This is a genomic window from Caulobacter sp. (assembly GCF_035254145.1).
Lineage (GTDB): Bacteria > Pseudomonadota > Alphaproteobacteria > Caulobacterales > Caulobacteraceae > Caulobacter.
The window spans coordinates 1-16,300 of sequence record NZ_DATFAV010000190.1; the positions used below are offsets into that span (position 1 = coordinate 1).

17 protein-coding genes and 2 tRNA genes are annotated in these 16,300 nt (G+C 68.1%); 5 read left to right on the forward strand and 14 right to left on the reverse strand.

From position 1 onward, the window contains the following. From tuf to VJ655_RS11670, 3 genes are all read right to left on the reverse strand, one after another. On the reverse strand, window positions 1-905 hold a 905-nt coding region (gene tuf / locus VJ655_RS11660; protein WP_324111223.1), incomplete at its 3' end, for an elongation factor Tu. A 52-nt stretch (window positions 906-957) separates the two neighbouring features. Next, window positions 958-1,031 (reverse strand) — tRNA-Gly (locus tag VJ655_RS11665). 121 nt (window positions 1,032-1,152) lie between these two features. Continuing rightward, window positions 1,153-1,238: transfer RNA gene (locus VJ655_RS11670), tRNA-Tyr, on the reverse strand. A 174-nt stretch (window positions 1,239-1,412) separates the two neighbouring features. Between VJ655_RS11670 and rlmB the strand changes: the two genes are divergently transcribed. Beyond that, window positions 1,413-2,246 carry a 23S rRNA (guanosine(2251)-2'-O)-methyltransferase RlmB gene (gene rlmB, locus VJ655_RS11675; RefSeq protein ID WP_324111224.1) on the forward strand — a complete coding sequence of 278 codons (834 nt, stop codon included), beginning with the start codon at window positions 1,413-1,415 and terminating at the stop codon, window positions 2,244-2,246. A gap of 78 nt (window positions 2,247-2,324) precedes the next feature. Then, window positions 2,325-3,065 carry a TerC family protein gene (locus tag VJ655_RS11680; protein WP_324111225.1) on the forward strand — a complete coding sequence of 247 codons (741 nt, stop codon included), beginning with the start codon at window positions 2,325-2,327 and terminating at the stop codon, window positions 3,063-3,065. A 4-nt stretch (window positions 3,066-3,069) separates the two neighbouring features. On the opposite strand, the gene VJ655_RS11685 is transcribed toward VJ655_RS11680, so the two are convergent. The 3 genes from VJ655_RS11685 to VJ655_RS11695 are packed head-to-tail and all read right to left on the reverse strand — an operon-like array spanning window position 3,070 to window position 5,617. After that, complete coding sequence (locus VJ655_RS11685; RefSeq protein ID WP_324111227.1) at window positions 3,070-3,489, reverse strand: hypothetical protein; 420 nt, start codon at window positions 3,487-3,489, stop codon at window positions 3,070-3,072. Further along, the gene (locus tag VJ655_RS11690) at window positions 3,486-4,490 is read right to left on the reverse strand and encodes a phosphotransferase family protein (RefSeq protein ID WP_324111254.1); all 1,005 of its coding nucleotides are present in this window, start codon (window positions 4,488-4,490) and stop codon (window positions 3,486-3,488) included. The genes VJ655_RS11685 and VJ655_RS11690 overlap by 4 nt, the downstream gene beginning before the upstream one ends. A gap of 5 nt (window positions 4,491-4,495) precedes the next feature. Beyond that, window positions 4,496-5,617, reverse strand: coding sequence for a hypothetical protein (locus tag VJ655_RS11695; RefSeq protein ID WP_324111229.1), 1,122 nt, complete (start codon window positions 5,615-5,617; stop codon window positions 4,496-4,498). A gap of 106 nt (window positions 5,618-5,723) precedes the next feature. On the opposite strand from VJ655_RS11695, the gene VJ655_RS11700 reads away from it, so the two are divergent. Next, complete coding sequence (locus tag VJ655_RS11700) at window positions 5,724-6,116, forward strand: DUF423 domain-containing protein (RefSeq protein WP_324111231.1); 393 nt, start codon at window positions 5,724-5,726, stop codon at window positions 6,114-6,116. Here the strand turns inward: VJ655_RS11700 and VJ655_RS11705 are convergent. Next, complete coding sequence (locus VJ655_RS11705) at window positions 6,107-7,324, reverse strand: multidrug effflux MFS transporter (RefSeq protein WP_324111233.1); 1,218 nt, start codon at window positions 7,322-7,324, stop codon at window positions 6,107-6,109. The genes VJ655_RS11700 and VJ655_RS11705 overlap by 10 nt on opposite strands. Window positions 7,325-7,467: 143 nt before the next feature. Here VJ655_RS11705 and VJ655_RS11710 point away from each other — a divergent pair, with 143 nt between their 5' ends. Beyond that, a complete protein-coding gene (locus tag VJ655_RS11710) occupies window positions 7,468-8,451 on the forward strand; it encodes an alpha/beta hydrolase (RefSeq protein WP_324111235.1) in 984 nt (327 codons plus the stop codon). A gap of 135 nt (window positions 8,452-8,586) precedes the next feature. Here the strand turns inward: VJ655_RS11710 and VJ655_RS11715 are convergent, their stop codons facing one another. Both VJ655_RS11715 and VJ655_RS11720 read right to left on the reverse strand, forming a co-directional pair. Continuing rightward, a complete protein-coding gene (locus tag VJ655_RS11715) occupies window positions 8,587-8,847 on the reverse strand; it encodes a low temperature requirement protein A (RefSeq protein WP_324111237.1) in 261 nt (86 codons plus the stop codon). Between the two features lie 58 nt (window positions 8,848-8,905). Beyond that, window positions 8,906-9,415, reverse strand: a complete 510-nt coding sequence (locus VJ655_RS11720) for a TlpA disulfide reductase family protein (RefSeq protein ID WP_324111239.1) — start codon at window positions 9,413-9,415, stop codon at window positions 8,906-8,908. A 115-nt stretch (window positions 9,416-9,530) separates the two neighbouring features. On the opposite strand from VJ655_RS11720, the gene pip reads away from it, so the two are divergent. Continuing rightward, on the forward strand, window positions 9,531-10,520 hold the full coding sequence (pip, locus tag VJ655_RS11725; RefSeq protein ID WP_324111241.1) for a prolyl aminopeptidase: 990 nt from the start codon (window positions 9,531-9,533) through the stop codon (window positions 10,518-10,520). Window positions 10,521-10,635: 115 nt separating this feature from the next. On the opposite strand, the gene rodA is transcribed toward pip, so the two are convergent. From rodA to VJ655_RS11750, 5 genes are all read right to left on the reverse strand, one after another. Further along, window positions 10,636-11,793, reverse strand: a complete 1,158-nt coding sequence (gene rodA, locus VJ655_RS11730; RefSeq protein WP_324111243.1) for a rod shape-determining protein RodA — start codon at window positions 11,791-11,793, stop codon at window positions 10,636-10,638. Next, complete coding sequence (gene mrdA / locus VJ655_RS11735; RefSeq protein ID WP_324111245.1) at window positions 11,790-13,838, reverse strand: penicillin-binding protein 2; 2,049 nt, start codon at window positions 13,836-13,838, stop codon at window positions 11,790-11,792. The genes rodA and mrdA overlap by 4 nt, the downstream gene beginning before the upstream one ends. A 4-nt stretch (window positions 13,839-13,842) precedes the next feature. Next, entirely contained in the window at window positions 13,843-14,352 is a 510-nt protein-coding gene (locus VJ655_RS11740) for a hypothetical protein (protein WP_324111247.1), read from the reverse strand. Continuing rightward, window positions 14,349-15,419 (reverse strand): rod shape-determining protein MreC, encoded by a 1,071-nt coding sequence (gene mreC, locus VJ655_RS11745; RefSeq protein WP_324111250.1) that lies wholly within the window; start codon window positions 15,417-15,419, stop codon window positions 14,349-14,351. Before mreC ends, VJ655_RS11740 begins: the two co-directional genes overlap by 4 nt. Window positions 15,420-15,469: 50 nt before the next feature. After that, window positions 15,470-16,300: rod shape-determining protein (locus tag VJ655_RS11750; protein ID WP_324111252.1), on the reverse strand; the 831-nt coding region annotated here is incomplete at its 5' end.

A 16,300-nucleotide genomic window follows, 5' to 3' on the forward strand; every position in this document is an offset into this window, starting at 1 on the left:
GTGATCGAACCCGGCTTGCACAGCACTTGGCCGCGCTCGACGTCTTCACGCTTGGTGCCGCGCAGCAGCACGCCCACGTTGTCGCCGGCTTGACCTTGGTCCAGCAGCTTGCGGAACATTTCGACGCCCGTGCAGGTCGTCTTCTGGACCGGACGGATGCCGACGATCTCGACTTCCTCGCCGACCTTGACGATGCCGCGCTCGACGCGACCGGTGACCACGGTGCCGCGGCCCGAGATCGAGAACACGTCTTCCACCGGCATCAGGAACGGCAGGTCGACCGGGCGGTCGGGCTGCGGGATGTAGGCGTCGACTTGCGTCATCAGCTCGAGGATGCGGTCTTCGCCGATGGCCGGGTCACGGCCTTCGACGGCGGCCAAGGCCGAGCCCTTGACGATCGGAATGTCGTCGCCCGGGAACTGGTAGCTCGACAGAAGTTCGCGAACTTCCATCTCGACCAGCTCGAGCAGCTCTTCGTCGTCGACCATGTCGACCTTGTTCATGAACACGACCAGGGCCGGCACGCCGACCTGACGGGCCAGCAGGATGTGCTCGCGGGTCTGCGGCATCGGGCCGTCGGCGGCCGAGACCACCAGGATCGCGCCGTCCATCTGCGCCGCGCCCGTGATCATGTTCTTCACATAGTCGGCGTGGCCGGGGCAGTCGACGTGAGCGTAGTGACGGTTCTGCGTCTCATACTCGACGTGCGCGGTGTTGATCGTGATGCCGCGGGCCTTTTCTTCCGGCGCGGCGTCGATGTCGGCGTAGTTCTTGGCGGTCGCGCCGCCCGTCTTCGCCAGCACAATCGTGATCGCGGCCGTCAGCGTCGTCTTGCCATGGTCAACGTGACCAATGGTGCCGATGTTGCAGTGCGGCTTGTTACGTTCGAACTTTTCCTTGGCCATCGTCTCTACCTTCGCGCCGGCGGCTGTTGTTGGGAAGTAACTCTTAGGGAGCTGGAGCGGGTAGCGGGAATCGAACCCGCATCCTCAGCTTGGAAGGCTGCTGCACTACCATTGTGCTATACCCGCCCAGTAACCCAATGGGTGGCGCCCAATGGGGGTAGCGGGGTCGCGATCGGCTCCCGGTCTCTGGCTCTGGGACACCCTTCTTGCCTTAAGACCGGCCTGCCGTCGGAACGCGTCGCGTGCATGGTGGGGGAAGTAGGACTCGAACCTACGAAGGCTGACGCCAGGGGATTTACAGTCCCCCCCCTTTGCCACTCGGGACATTCCCCCAAGCACGCGACGGAGTTCCGAAGCCGGCGGCCTTTATCCGTTTCGACGACCAACGGCAAGCCGTTGAACTTCGAAGTGGAACAAAAGCTTCTTTGGCCGGTGACGGACGGTGCTAAGAGCAGCGCCGGCCGGCCCGAGAAACCCTTGGGGCCCCAAATCGGAGCGCGTCTTATAGTGTCCTCTCATTCCGAACGCAACGACCGGAAACGCCCTTCTGCGCCAGGACGCGATTTTCGTTCCAAGCCACGGAAACAGAACGACTTTTCTCGTGGCCAAGGCGACGCCAAGGATTGGATCTGGGGAACTCACGCCGTCGAGGCGGCCCTTTCCAACCCCCACCGCCCCGCTCCCAAGCGCCTTCTGGCGACCCCGGATCGCGCCAAGCGACTCGCGCCGAATCTCCAGGCCCTCGCCTGCCTGCAGGTGATGGAAGGCCAGGAGATCGCCAAGCAGCTGCCGCAGGGCGCCGTGCACCAGGGCCTGGCCCTGAAGATCGACGAGCCCGAGGCCCTGTCGATCGCCGAACTGGCGAGCCCGGCCAAGGGCTTGCTGGTCATGCTGGACCAGATCACCGACCCGCAGAACATCGGGGCCATCTTCCGCTCGGCCGCCGCGTTCGGGGCCAAGGGCGTGATCCTGCAGGACCGTCATGCGCCCGTCCTGTCCGGCGTACTGGCCAAGACCGCCGTGGGCGCCGTGGACAAGGTTCCTCACGCGCGCGTCGTCAATCTCTCGCGCGCGCTCGAGGAGCTGGCCGAACTGGGCTGGCGCGCCGTGGCCCTGGCGGGCGAGGCCGAAGAGAGCCTGGAAGCCGTGCTGGACGATCAGGCCACCGTGCTCGTCCTCGGCTCGGAAGGTGAAGGCGTGCGCCGGCTGGTGGCCGAGCACTGCGACGCCCTGGGCAAGATCCCCATGCCGGGCGGCTTCGAAAGCCTGAACGTCTCGGCCGCCGCGGCGATCGCGCTCTACGAGGCGTCCAAGGTTCGCGCCCGTAATCCGACCGCCTAGCGGTCGGAGAAGCCTTCGCGGAGGGCGGCGGTCGTTTTGCGCCTTGCATCCCCCCGCGCGTCATCCCATTGAGGGCGCATGTTCGAGACGCTGATGGCCCACCTGGGCGGGTTGCAGGGACCGCTGACGGCCCTGTTGCAGGTCATGATGATCGACCTTGTCCTGGCCGGCGACAACGCGGTGGCCGTGGGCTTGGCCGCGGGCGGCCTGCCGATCAAGGATCGCAAGAAGGTCATCCTGTACGGCCTGGGCGCGGCGGTCGTGCTGCGGATCAGCTTCGCCCTGATCACGACCTGGCTGCTGGGCGTCATCGGTCTTCTGCTGGCCGGCGGCCTGCTGCTGCTGTGGGTCTGCTGGAAGATGTGGCGCGAGCTGCGCGAGCAGGCCTCGCACGATCAGGCCGACGCCGTGGCCTGCGTCGATGGCGACCCCGCCACCGAACCGCGTCCGCGCCAGCCCAAGTCGTTCAAGCAGGCTTTCGTCCAGGTGCTGATCGCCGACGTCTCGATGTCGCTGGACAACGTTCTGGCCGTCGCCGGCGCGGCCCGCGAGCATCCCGCCATCCTGATCTTCGGCCTCTTGCTGTCGATCATCCTGATGGGCGTGGCCGCCAGCGCCATCGCCAACCTGCTGCACAAGCACCGCTGGATCGGCTTCATCGGCCTGGCGATCGTGCTCTATGTCGCCGTGCACATGATCTGGGAGGGCCATCGCAGCGTGGTCATGGATCTCAACCAGACCGCCGTCTACAACGCCGCCGCCCCGGCCCCGCTGGACATTAGTCCGGACGAGCTGGCCAGGCACAACAAGCACAGATAGCCGACTACCGTCCCGGCAGGGGCGGCATGTCCAGGCGACGCAGGTCGGCCATCTTCACGTAAAGCCGCAGGATCGCGTGATGCCGCGCGGTGTCTTCCCTGGCCTCGACCGCCTCGTGCAGGCGGATCAGCGACTCGCGCAGCCTGGCGTTCGTCGCGTCCAGCGCCGAGATCGTCAGGTCCGCCGTCTCGGCGACCTCGTCGATCGGATAGTCGCCCGCCGCCTCGGCCAGCATGGCGCGAATGGCCGCGTTCTCGGTCACCCGCGCCGCCGCGCCCCGCTCGGCCTCCTGGGCCGCCAGCAGTGACAGCAGCGCCACCACCGCGACCTTGCCGGCCATGAACTCGCCCTGCTGCTCGGGCGGCCCCGGGTCGATCATGCACATGAAGTTGCCGACCAGGATGTCGGGCAGACTGGGCGTCATGACAAATTCTCCAGGCGCATCAGGGCCGCGGCCAGGATCTCGTCGTGGCGGCGAGCCGTGTACCAGCCCGAGATCGCCAGCACGGGATCGGTGAAGCCGCCGTCGCGATATTCCTTGGCCGCCGAGGTCCAGATCGCCTGGCCCTTCACGGCGTTGAACAGACTCCACCAGGCCAGGGCGGCCTCGTCGATCTCAAGGCCGCTGGTCCGTCGCCAGATCGCCAGGGCCTCGTCGCGCGGCAGCATGCCCGAGACCTTGTCGGCCTCGTAGTGGCCCCACAGAGGATCCAGGGCCCAGCCCAGGTCCTCGAGGGGATCGCCCAGATGGACCATCTCCCAGTCGAGGATCGCCAGGATCTTGCCGGCGCCGTCATGCAGGAAATTGCCGGTGCGGTAGTCGCCATGAACCACGCGGACCGCCTGGGCCGGCGGCGGCGGGCGGCGACGCAGGGCGCGGATCGCCGCCCAGACGATCGGCTGCGGATGCTGCTGGTCGACCTCGATGACGCCGGCCCAGTGGTCGAGCGCGATCCGCCAGCAGTCCTCCGGCGCGGGACGCTCGGCCGATCTGGCCAGCGGCAGCGCGTCTGGATCAGCCGAGGCGATGACGCCCAGGATCGAGAAGAACTGCTCGCCGATCGCCCGGGCGTGCTCGCCATAGGGAATGACGGTGAACGGCGAGGCGGCGGTCCCGCCCTCGACCCGCTCCATGATGAAGAAGGGCCGTTCCAGCTCCGCGCCCTCGGCCTCCATGGCGATGGGGCGCGGCGCGGGCAGTCGGTCGTGGAAACTTTCCAGCGCCAGATATTCCAGGCTGCGGTCGGTCTCGATCAGGCTGCCGGGCGGATCCCGCCGCAGGATCAGGGGACGCGTTTGACCGTCGGTCTTGGCCGTGAACCGATAGGTCTCGCGGCTAGCTCCGCCGGGAATGCGCGAGAGGTCGGCCACGCTGACCGGGCGCTCCCAGACCCGCGAGAGGTACGCCTCCAGGCGTTCGGCCAGGCCGCTCAAGACGCCATATCCAGGATCGAGGCGAAGCCGGAGGGCGCGTGCGGACCGATCGCCAATTGCTCGAAGACGCCCCTGCCCTTTCGCGTTCGCCCGGCGCCGTCGACATAGGTGACGTCACTAAGCGCCTGCACGTGCAGATGCTGGGGCGTGGCGCGGTCGAGATCGGCGGTGACGAAGTCTTCGCGCTCGACCTTCAGGGGTCCCTGATTCATCCCGTGACCCCAGACAGGGTGGGTGTAGCCCAGTCCCAGCATGAAGAACTCGCGGCGCGGCTGAACCGTCACCGTTCCGTCGGGCCCGAAGTCCAGCGTGGCGCCCGAGGCGTGGCGGGTCCCGCTCTTCCAGGCGATGGCGTAGGAGGCCTCGCCAAACTCGCCGAACGCCTCCTCGCGACCGCCGTCGGCCAGCCACAGAGCGCGGCGGTTCCAGGCTCGACCGAGCTCGTCGTCATTGGTGTGGAAGAACAAGCCGCCGTCCTCGAAATTGCAGGGGGCCCACAGCCAGAAGAACTGCGGCAGGGCCGGCGGGGCCAGGTCTTGGGAGTCTCGCGCCCCGACCGGGCGCACGCCCCAGGACCGGTCGCGGGTGCCGACGAAGCCATCGACGCTGGTTCGAACGCCATCGACCTCGATCCAGCCAGAATAGCGGCCGTTCTGGGTCAGGCGCGTGTAGTCCATGAACGCGCGAGGCCCGTTGCGGCGGATGAAACGCGGCTCCTCGATCGGGAAGGCCCGGCCTTCGAAGACGATCTCGGCGGCGATCCCCTGCTCGGGCGCGGCCACGATCAGCTTCAAGCGGCGAAGCGGCTCCAGCACCGCGATGGAGATCGGCCCCACCGTCAGGTCCATGCGCTCCATCGCCAGCCAGCGGCTGGCGTGCAGGTTGACCTGCCTGCCGTCCTTCATCACGCAGAACGCCGCGTCGGCGATGTTCAGATGCGGATAGACGCCGAAGGCCGCGGCGAAGAACAGGTCCTCGCCGTCGCCCCCTCCTTGTTCTTGGGAGGCCGCGTAGCCGTTGAAGAAATAGCGGTCGTAGAAGTTCCGATCCGTCCCGGCGTAGGCCACGGGCTCGGGCGTCTGATGGATCGGGTAGTCGTCGCCCCAGGTGAGCGCCATGCCGTCCTCCCCTGTCCGCGCGGCGTTCTGGCGACGCCGCTTTACGTCCAGGTGAACAACGTTAAGGTCGCGCCCGACGATTGCAACGTTTCCGGAGCGTCAAGCGATGACGGCGTGGACTCCCAGGACCTGGACGGGACTGGCGGCGATAAGCGGGATGCTGGCCGTGGGCTTCGGCGCCTTCGCGGCGCATGGCGTGACCGCGCCCAAGCCTGTCGAGTGGCTGCATACAGGCTCGCAGTACCAGATGGCTCACGCCCTGGCCGTGCTGGCCGCCGTCTCCCTTCATCGGGCGGGCGCGCGGAGCATGGGCCTGGTCGCGGGCCTTTTCCTTTTCGGGACGCTGGTCTTCACGGGCTCGCTCTATGCCATGGCCCTGGGGGCGCCGCGGATCCTCGGGGCGATCACGCCGATAGGCGGTCTGTCGTTCATGATCGGCTGGGCCGTGCTGGCGTGGCGCGGCTTCACCTGGAACCCCGAAGCGCGCGATCAGGCCTGAACCTTCTTGGCGCCCGGCAGGGCCAGGAAATAGATCGACAGCGCAGACCCCACCAGACAGGCGAACATCACCGCGGCGACGGGCCTGGGGGTGCCGTCGTGCAATAGGCCGCCCGCCCATGAGGCCAAGGCCCCGGCGCCGAACGAGGCCGAGCCCATCAGGGCCGAGATCGAGCCCGCGCGGCGCGGATCCACGCTCAGCGCGCCGGCCATGGTGTTGCCTCCCATCAGCCCGTAGATCGACAGGGCGGCGAACAGCAGCGGCAGCACGGTCCATTGCCCGCCCACGCCGCTCCAGGCGGCGACGGTCAACAACAACGCCGCGACGATCGAGCCGACGCCGGCCTTGCGCAGGACCTGGTCCGGCGTGGAGCGCCGCAGCAGCCAGCGATTGATCTGGCTGGCCCCGATGATGCCGACCGCGTTGAAGGCGAAGATCAGGTTGAAGACCAGCGGCGAGTGGCCGTAGGTCCCCATCACCAGGTCCGGCGCGCTAGAAATGTAGGTGAACAACACCGCTCCGTTCAGCGCCCCGGCCAGCGCGTAGCCCGTCAGCCGACGCATGCCGAACAGCGCCACATAGGCGCGCAGCGGGTGTTCGGAGCGGGCGTGGGCGGCGGTCTCGGCGGAACGCGACTCCCGCAGGCTGAACATCGCCCAGGAGCCGATCGCCGCGGCGAAGATGACCAGGGTCCAAAACACGCCGCGCCAGCCGGCGAAGAACTGCACGACGCCGCCCAGCTGCGGGGCCAGAACCGGCGCCAGCCCCATGATCAGGGTCATCAGGGACAGGACGCGCGCGGTATCGGCATGGCCGAAGCGGTCGCGGACCACCGCCCGGGCGATCACCGGCCCCGCGCAGCCGCCCAGGGCCTGGACGAAGCGCGCGACGATCAGGGTCTCGATGTTCGGAGCCAGGGCGCATGCGACCGAAGCGGCCAGGAACACGCCGATCCCGATCAGCAGCGGCGGGCGGCGACCCAGGCGGTCCGACGCGGGTCCATAGATGAACTGCCCCACCGCCATCCCGGCGAAGAAGGCCGCCAGGGTCGCCTGGGTCTGGTCCGGTCCCGCGTGCAGCGTCCGACCGATCGACGGCAGGCTGGACAGATACATGTCGATCGACATCGGACCGAAGGCCGTCAGGGCGCCGAGCAGCAGGACAAGACGCCAGGGGACGGCGGCGGGCGGCGGAGCGGTCTCGGTCATCTTCGTTTTTTACGCGCGTTCGCCGCCAAGGGAACTCCCACCGCCAATTCCTGCTCGGCGCTTGCGCCTCTCTCGCAGTCGATCCAGGGTGAACACCAATCACATAAGATCCCCATTCCAGGGGAAGAGGGAGACGCTTGCTCATGACGGCCCCGCCCCTGCCCGCGCCGCAGTTCGCCGACGTCAACGGAGTCCGCCTGGCCTATTACGAGGCCGGTCCCCGCAAGGGCGTTCCGATCGTCTTCTGTCACGGCTTTCCGGAGCTGGCGTTCTCGTGGCGCCACCAGATCGCCGCCCTGGCGGCGGCGGGTCGCTGGGTGATCGCGCCCGACCAGCGCGGCTATGGCCTCACCCCCGGGCCAGAAGCGGTCGAAGACTATGACATGGAGCATCTGACGGGCGACCTCGTCGGCCTGCTGGACCACCTGGGCGTCGAAAAGGCGATCTTCGTCGGTCACGACTGGGGCGGCATCGTCGTCTGGGCTATGCCGCTGATGCATCCCGAACGCGTGGCCGGAGTCGTCGGGCTGAATACGCCCTTCACCCCGCGCCTGCCGCTGGATCCGATCGAGATGTTCCGCAACGCCTATGGCGAGGACATGTACATCGTCCACTTCCAGAAGCCCGGCGTCGCCGACGCTCAGCTGGGCGCCGACGTCGAGAAGACCATCCGCTTCTTCATGCGCCTGCCCAAGGGCACGCAAGATGACTTCGAGGCGCGCCCGGCCGAGCGCCGCAGCCTGGCGCTGCAGGACGCGCTGGTTCACTACGACCCCGCCACCGACCAGCAGCAGTTCCTGACGCCGGACGAGCTGGCCTTCTTCGTCGAGGCGTTCTCGCGGACGGGCTTTACCGGCGGGATCAACTGGTACCGCAACTTCACCCGCAACTGGGAGAAGGCCGAGAACCTGCCCCGCCGCATCGACGGAATCCCTTGCCTGATGCTGATGGCCGAACACGACGTGGTGCTGCCGCCGTCGATGGCCGATCGCATGGGCGACCAGATCGACGACCTGGAGAAGGTGCTGATCGAGGGCTCGGGCCACTGGACCCAGCAGGAGAAGCCCGCCGAGGTCAACGCCGCCCTGCTGGACTGGCTGGACCGGAGGTTTCCGCTGGGCGGTTAGGACGAACCAGCATTCATCTCAACAACACCGTCATTCCCGCCACAAGGGCGGGAATGACGAAAGGTGGGGGAGCGGATGGGTTGCCGATCCATCCTAGCTAAGGCGCGCGCTTCCCAAGCCAGCCTATCAAGAACTCTAGTTCTTGGTGCTCAGCAGCGCCTCGGCGCGGCGGCGCATGGCGGCGGCCAGCTGGAGCATGGCCAGGGCCGAGGTCTCGTCGCGCTCGGCGGCGCGCAGGCTGTAGACATTGGCCATGGCGAACAGCGCCTCGACGCGATCGACGCCCTCGGCGCCGAACATCTCTCCGATCTGGCGGTCCAGTTCGGCCAGCTGCCGAGGATTGAGCATCTCCAGCAGTTCTTCGTCGGAATAGTCTTCAGGGGCCGGCGGAATCATAACCTCAACATAGCGTTTCGCGCGCGGCGCGCACCCGTGGATCGCTGAAATTCTCGGCCTAGACCCGCAGCAACGGGGTGATCAGGTCGTCGAAACTCTCGGCGTCGAAGGCCCCCGCCCGGGCGTGCCGGATCACGCCCTGGCGATCGATCACGTAGGACGTGGGCACCGCCCCGCCGATGAGGCCGTAGCCCTTGCCCTTGAGCCGCCGGATCAGCGGAAACGACAAGGCTTCCGACAGGGGCTTCAGCTTGAAATTGGGCACGGAGTTTTCCGTGGCGATGGCGAAGATGTTCAGTCCCGATTGGGCGTGCCGGCGCATGTAGCTGTCCATGACGATCATTTCGGCCCGGCAAGGCATGCACCAGGTCGCCCAGTAGTTCAGAACCACGACCTGGCCCGCCAGCTGGGCCTGGGTGAGCGTCCGGGAATCGAAGGTCGTCACCTCGAAGGCGGGCGCCGGCGCGCCCAGCATCTCGGTACGTTCCCGCGACTTCCCAGCCGCCCGCGTCGACGACGCGAAACCGGCGCCGGCCAAGCCGGCCAGCATATCTCTGCGCTTGATCATGCCCACTCCCCGTCGCCTCAAGAGTGCGGCGCAAATGGGCTCAACTCAAGGCCGACACGCGACTTTGGCGATGATCCGTTCACAGGCGGATGCAAACCAAGTTAGGGTTAGCGCCATGGATCGTAACGCTTCCGCCGCCGCCATGAGTTCCGTCGGCCGTCGTGGTCTGTTCCGCGAGGTCGAGCCCTTCTCGTTCGGATGGATGCCGACCGGCGGGCCGCACGAGATCTACTACGAGGAATGCGGTAATCCTCGCGGCAAGCCCTGCGTGATCCTGCACGGCGGCCCCGGCGGCGCGGTCAATCCGACCATGCGGCGGTTCTTCGATCCGGCCAGATGGCGCATGACCCTGTTCGATCAGCGCGGCTGCGGCCGCTCGCGCCCGAACGCCAGCCTGGACGACAACACCACCTGGAGCCTGATCGCCGACATCGAGCGCCTGCGCGAGCATCTGGGCGTCGAGAAGTGGACCGTGTTCGGCGGCTCGTGGGGTTCGACCCTGGCCCTGGCCTACGCCATCGCCCATCCCGAGCGCGTCGACGGCCTGGTTTTGCGCGGCATCTTCCTGCTGACGGAGCGCGAGCTGCGCTGGTTCTACCAGGAAGGCGCCTCGATGCTGTTCCCCGACGCCTGGGAGCGGTTCCTGGCCCCGATCCCGCCCGAGGAGCGCGACGATCTGATGGCCGCCTATCACCGCCGGCTGGTGTCGACCGACCGACGCGTCCAGCTCGAGGCCGCCGCGGCCTGGAGCCAGTGGGAGGGCGACACGATCTCGCTGCGCGGCCCCGAGGCCCGTCCGCCCAAGTTCAACGAAGAGGATTTCGCGATCGCCTTCGCGCGGATCGAGTGCCACTTCTTCACCAACAAGGGATTCTTCGACCAGGACGGTTGGATCCTGCAGAACATCGGCAAGATCCGCCATATCCCCGGCTGGATCGTCCAGGGCCGCTTCGATGTGGTGACGCCGCTGGACAGCGCCTGGCGCCTGCACAAGGCCTGGCCCGAAGCGCGTTTCGACATCGTCTGGGACGCGGGCCACGCCTCGACCGAGCCGGGCGTCATCGACGGCCTAGTGCGGGCGACCGACGCGGCGCTGGGGGTTTAGAAGCGGTCATCCCGGCCAAGCGCGAAGCGCGCCGAGCCGGGACCGCCGGAAACTCTGAGCCTGTTGCGGTCCCGGGTCTTCGCTACGCTCCGCCCGGGATGACGGCCTCGTGGTTCTAAACCAGCGACCCCGTACCGCTGGTCACCTCGGTGTAGCGGTGCACGCGGACGGCCTGAACCAGGCCGAAGCCGACCATGACCGTCAGCATGACCGTGCCGCCATACGACAGCATCGGCATTGGCACGCCCACCACGGGGGCCAGGCCCATGACCATGGCCCCGTTGATCAGCACATAGAGCGAGAACGTCGCCGTCACCCCGGCCGCCGCCAGGCGTCCGAAGTGGCTGTGGCTGATCGAGGCGATCCGCAGGGCCATGAAGATGATGGCGCCGTACAGGAACAGCACCCCGAAACAGCCGACGAAACCGAACTCCTCGGCCAGGGTGGCGAAGATGAAGTCGGTCTGCTTCTCGGGCAGGAAGTTCAGCTGGCTTTGCGAGCCCAGGCCGAAGCCCTTGCCCAGCAGGCCGCCCGAGCCCAGGGCGATCTTGGACTGCAGGATGTGATAGCCGTCGCCGGACGGGTCCTGCTCGGGCTTGAGGAAGGTCAGGATCCGATTGCGCTGGTAGTCGTGCAGCCCGAACATGATGAAGGGCGGAATGGCCACGAGCGCGGCCACCGCGCCGGCGGCCATGACCCGCCAGTCCAGTCCCGCCAGCACCATGATCGCGCCGCCGGTGGCGACGATCAGGATGCCGGTGCCCAGGTCAGGCTGCTTGGCGACCAGCAGGAACGGCACGACGATCATGGCGGCCGGGATCAGCAGGCGCCAGGACAGCCGGGCGCTGTCGGCCGACAGGCCGTGATAGTAGCGGGCCAGGGCCAGCACGAGACCGATCTTCATCACCTCCGACGGCTGGAACCGCACCGGCCCCAGTTGCAGCCAGCGCTGGGCGCCCAGCGAGATGTCGCCGACCAGATCCACGGCCACCAACAGGACCAGGCCGATCCCGTAGATCGGATAGGCCGCGGCGAACCACCAGCGCAGGTCGCACATGGCCAGGGCGATCATGATGATGAAATAGACCCCGAACCGCAGCAGGTGCTTGTCGGCCCAGGGCTCCCACGAGGCTCCGGCGATGGAGAACAGCATCAGGCTGCCGACGCCGGCGATCAGGGCCAGCACCAGGCAGAAGGTCCAGTCGACCTCCATGAACTTGATGATCGGCCGGTCGCGTTCGCCGGGCCGGGTCAGGCCGCCGCTGAGGGTCATCGGGGAGCTCCTTGCGGAACGTTGGGCGTGGGAGCCGAGGGGGTCGTCGACGGCGCGGCGTCCGGGGCCGGCGGCGGAGCCTCGATGGGATCTTCCGGCGCGGCGCCTTCCATGACGTCTTCGGGCGCGGCCTCGGGCAGCGGCGCGGGACGCTCGATGCGGGCGCGGATCTCGGGATCCTTCAGCAGGGCCACGCGCATGACCTCGCGGGCGCGCGGCGCGCCGGCCGTGGCGCCGCCCAGGCCGCCGTGCTCGATGATGACCGCCACGGCGTAGCGCGGGTCGTCATAGGGGGCGAAGGCCACGAACAGATTGTGGTCCTTCAGGCGCCAGGTCGTGGCGTAGCCCTTGCGGTTGGTGACGCCGTCATAGCTGCGCACCTGGGCCGTGCCCGTCTTGCCGGCCATCTGCACGTCGCCAAGGCCAAGCTGGCTCTGCTTGTAGGCCGTGCCGCGCACGTCGTTGGCGACGGCGGCCATGCCGCCCCGGACATATTCCAGGTGCTCCTGCGAGAACGGCAGGTCGGGCACGGCCGAGCCGCTGGGCTGCTCGACCCCGCCGACCGACTTGATCAGGCGCGGGTTCAGGGCCTTCTTGCCGTTGGCCAGGCGCGAGGTCATCACCGCCAACTGCAGGGCGTTGACCGTCAGGGCCCCCTGCCCGATCCCGTAGCTGGGGGTCTCGCCCGGAAACCAGATCTGGTTGGCGGGATTCTTCTTGAAGGCCCGCTTCTTCCAGGCCCGGTCGGGGACGTTGCCCTTCTTCTGGCCGGGAATGCCGATGTCGAACAACTGACCAAAGCCCATGGCCCGCGCCGCCGTGGCGATCGCGTCGGGACCAACCTTGAGCGCGGTCTGGTAGAAATAGACGTCGCAGGAGTTCTTGATCGCGTCGTGCAGGTTCTGCGAACCGTGGCCGCGCGGCTCCCAGCACCGCCAAGTGCGGCCGCCGTAGTACCAGCTGCCCGGGCAATTGATCCGCACCTCCGGATCGACGCCCGCGGTCAGCGCCGCCAAGCCGACCGTCGGCTTGAAGGTCGAGCCTGGCGGGAACAGGCCGGTCATGGACTTGTCCAGCAGCGGCTTGCGCTCGTACTCGGCCAGGGCCTTGTACTCGGCGCCGGACAACCCCTTCACGAAACGGTTGGCGTCGAAGCTGGGGGCCGAGACCATGGCCAGCAGGTCGCCGTTACGGACGTCCATGACCACGATCGCGCCGCTCTCGTCGCCCATCACTTCGAGAGCGCGGTTCTGGATGTCCGCGTCGAGGGTGAGCAGGATCTCCTTGCCGGGCGTCGGCGGAATGTCGCCTTCGGGATCCAGGCGCACGACGCGGCCCTGCGCGTCGACCTCGGCCTTGGTGGCGCCGGCGCGGCCGCGCAGCGGCTTGTCGAACGCCTTCTCGACGCCCTGCTTGCCGATGCGGAAACCCGGATGGTGCAGCAGTTCCTGATCCTGGGTGGCGTCGCCCTCGGCCGCCTGCAGATCGCGGTCCGAGACCTTGGCGACGTAGCCGATCACGTGGGCGAAGGCCCCGCCGAACGGATAGACCCGCACCTCGCCCATGTCGGCGGTGACATTGGGCAGTTCCGGCGCGCGGATGTTGACGCGGGAGAATTCCTCCCAGGACAGGTCCTCCATCACCACGACGGGCGCGCGACGCGGCGCGCGGTCCAGCTCCTTGAGCACCCGCGCCCGACGCGTGCCGTCGATCGGCACCAGCTTGGCCAGGTCGTCCAGGACGGCCTCGGCGTTCAGGCCCTTGTCCTTGTTGATCATCAGCCGGAAGTTCGGCCGGTTCGACGCCAGGGCCACGCCGTTGCGATCCAGGATCAGCCCGCGCGGCGGCGGGACCAGGCGATAGTTGAACTGGTTGCCGGCCGAAAGCTTCTGGTAGCGCTGGGCCTCGACCAGCTGCAGTTGCGCCAGACGGCCGCCCAGGGCCAGCAGGCCCGCGCCCGTCAAGCCGCCCAGCAGGAAGGCTCGGCGGTGGAAGACTCCCTGCCGCTCGTTGACCTCGAAGAAGAAGATGGACGGTTCGCTCATGACCTCACCGGAACCGCACGTCGGCGTCCTCGAAGCGGTCGATCAGCTGATCGGCGAACGGAAACAGCAGCGCGGTGGCCAGGAACTGCCAGAACACCGCCAGCAGGCTGGGCATGGCCAGGCTGTCGAGCATGGTGAACAGAAAGCCCGCGCCCATGGCGACGGCGGTGACCCCGGCGAACCAGGCCCACATCACCGGCTTGCTCTGGCCGGTCATCATGTTCCGGAAGAGCAGCACGACGGCGTAGCCGAGCAGCAGCGACAGTCCCCAGAGACCGGTCGGCCCGCCCCAGAACACGTCGAGAAACAGGCCCAGCAGCAGGATCGCGAACGGCGCCAGGATCGAGGGCCGGATCAGCGCCCAGGCGAAGGCCGGCGCCATGGCGAAGACAGGTTCGGGAAGCTGCAGGCCCCAGACCCGGATAGGCGCGGCGAACAACGCCGTGGCGCCGACGCACAGCAGCATCGGCGCGCCCAGCCAGACAACGGGATTGAGGGGCCGGGCGCCGCTCATCGCGGCGCTTCCGTCGGCGCGGCGGGCTTGGCGGGAGCGGGCCGGGTCGGCGCCGGTTGAGGCTGAGCCGGCTTGGGCGCGCCCGTCGACGCCCCCGTCGTCGTCGGCGTCGCGGCGGCCTGCGGCTGCGAAGGCGGCGTGGGCGTCGACAGGATCGAGGCCTGCGGGTCCTCGGTCGTGACCGGCGGCAGGCTATGGGTCTCCAGCTGCTTCTGATCCGCCAGTTGGGCGAAGTCCTTGAACAGCAGGATGCGGACATAGTCGATCGACGACTGGTCGGCGAACAGCACCACGCGCCAGCGGCCGTCCAGCCCCTTGACCGCCGCGCCCACCGGCAGGCCGCGCGGCACCACCCCGCCGTCGCCGGAGGTCACGACCCGATCGCCCTGCTGGATCGGATCAACGCCGCGCAGATAGTCGAGCTTGGGGTTAGGCCCGCCGTCCCCGGTCAGGATGGCGCGGGCGTTGGTGCGGTCGATCATCACCGGCGTTCGCGAGGCGATGTCGGTCAGCAGCAGCACGCGGCTGGCCCCGCGCGCCACCCCGACGACGCGGCCGATCAGGCCCCGCTCGTTCAGCACCGGATTGCCGACCTGAATGCCGCGCTCGGAACCGGAGTCGGCCAGGCGGGTGTTGGCGAAGGGGCCACGGCTGTCGCTGACCACCCGCGCCGACGCCATCGGGACCGGCGGATCGGTGCGCAGGCCCATAAGCGACTTCAAGCGCTCGTTCTGGTCTTGCAGGGCCAGGGCGCGATCGCGCCACTGGCGCATCTCGGCCATCTCGGTCTTCAGGCGACGGTTTTCCGAAGCGGTGAAGAAGTAGCTGCGGACATAGTCCAGGCCCAGGCCCGTCCAGCGGCCGGGCGCGGCGATAACGCCGCTCACCGGCTTGGCCACGGTGTCCATGGTCTGGCGCGTGACGCCGTAGGCCTGCTCCTGGAGAGTCTCGCGCCGATCCGCCATCAGGAAGGCGACGGCGATGACGCCCGCCACGATCAGGGCCACCGCCGCCGTCCAGGTAAGCGGCACTTTCAGGTCGCCAAGGGGACCTTCGCGAAAGGGCACGAATTTCGTCTCCCGGCGCCCCCCGAGGCGCCTCTAGAGGGACTCTAGAATTAGGCGAGCGTGGATTCCAGGACGCCCTTCATCCACTTCGGATGCTCCAGCACCTTGCCGCAGCCCAGGGCCACGCACGACAGCGGATCGTCGGCCACGGTGACCGGCAGGCCGGTATGGTCGCGGATCTCGGCGTCCAGGCCGCGGAGCAGCGCGCCGCCGCCCGTCAGCATGATGCCCTTGTCGGCGATGTCCGAGGCCAGTTCCGGCGGGGTGGCTTCCAGGGCCACCTTCACCGCCTCGACGATCTGCCCGACCGGTTCGGCCAGGGCGTCGGCGGCCTGCTTTTCCGAGATGCGGACTTCGCGCGGCACGCCCTGCATCAGGTCGCGCCCCTTGACGTCGATCGACAGCCCCTCGCCGTCGGCCGGCGCGCGGGCGGTGCCGATTTCCTTCTTGATGCGCTCGGCGGTGGTCTCGCCGATCAGCAGGTTATGGTGGCGGCGCATGTAGCTGATGATCGCCTCGTCCATCTTGTCGCCGCCGACGCGGACCGAGCGCGAATAGACGATGCCCGACAGCGACAGCACGGCCACCTCGGTGGTGCCGCCGCCGATATCGACGACCATCGAGCCGGTCGGCTCGTGGATCGGCAGGCCAGCGCCGATCGCGGCGGCCATGGGCTCGTCGATCAGCCCGACGCGACGGGCCGAGGCGTTCAGGCAGCTGTCGTTGATGGCGCGGCGTTCCACGGCGGTGGCGCCCGACGGCACGCACACGATCACCTTGGGGTTCACGAAGCCCTTGCGGTTGTGAACCTTGCGGATGAAGTACTTGATCATCTCCTCGGCGACTTCGAAGTCGGCGATGACGCCGTCCCGCATCGGGCG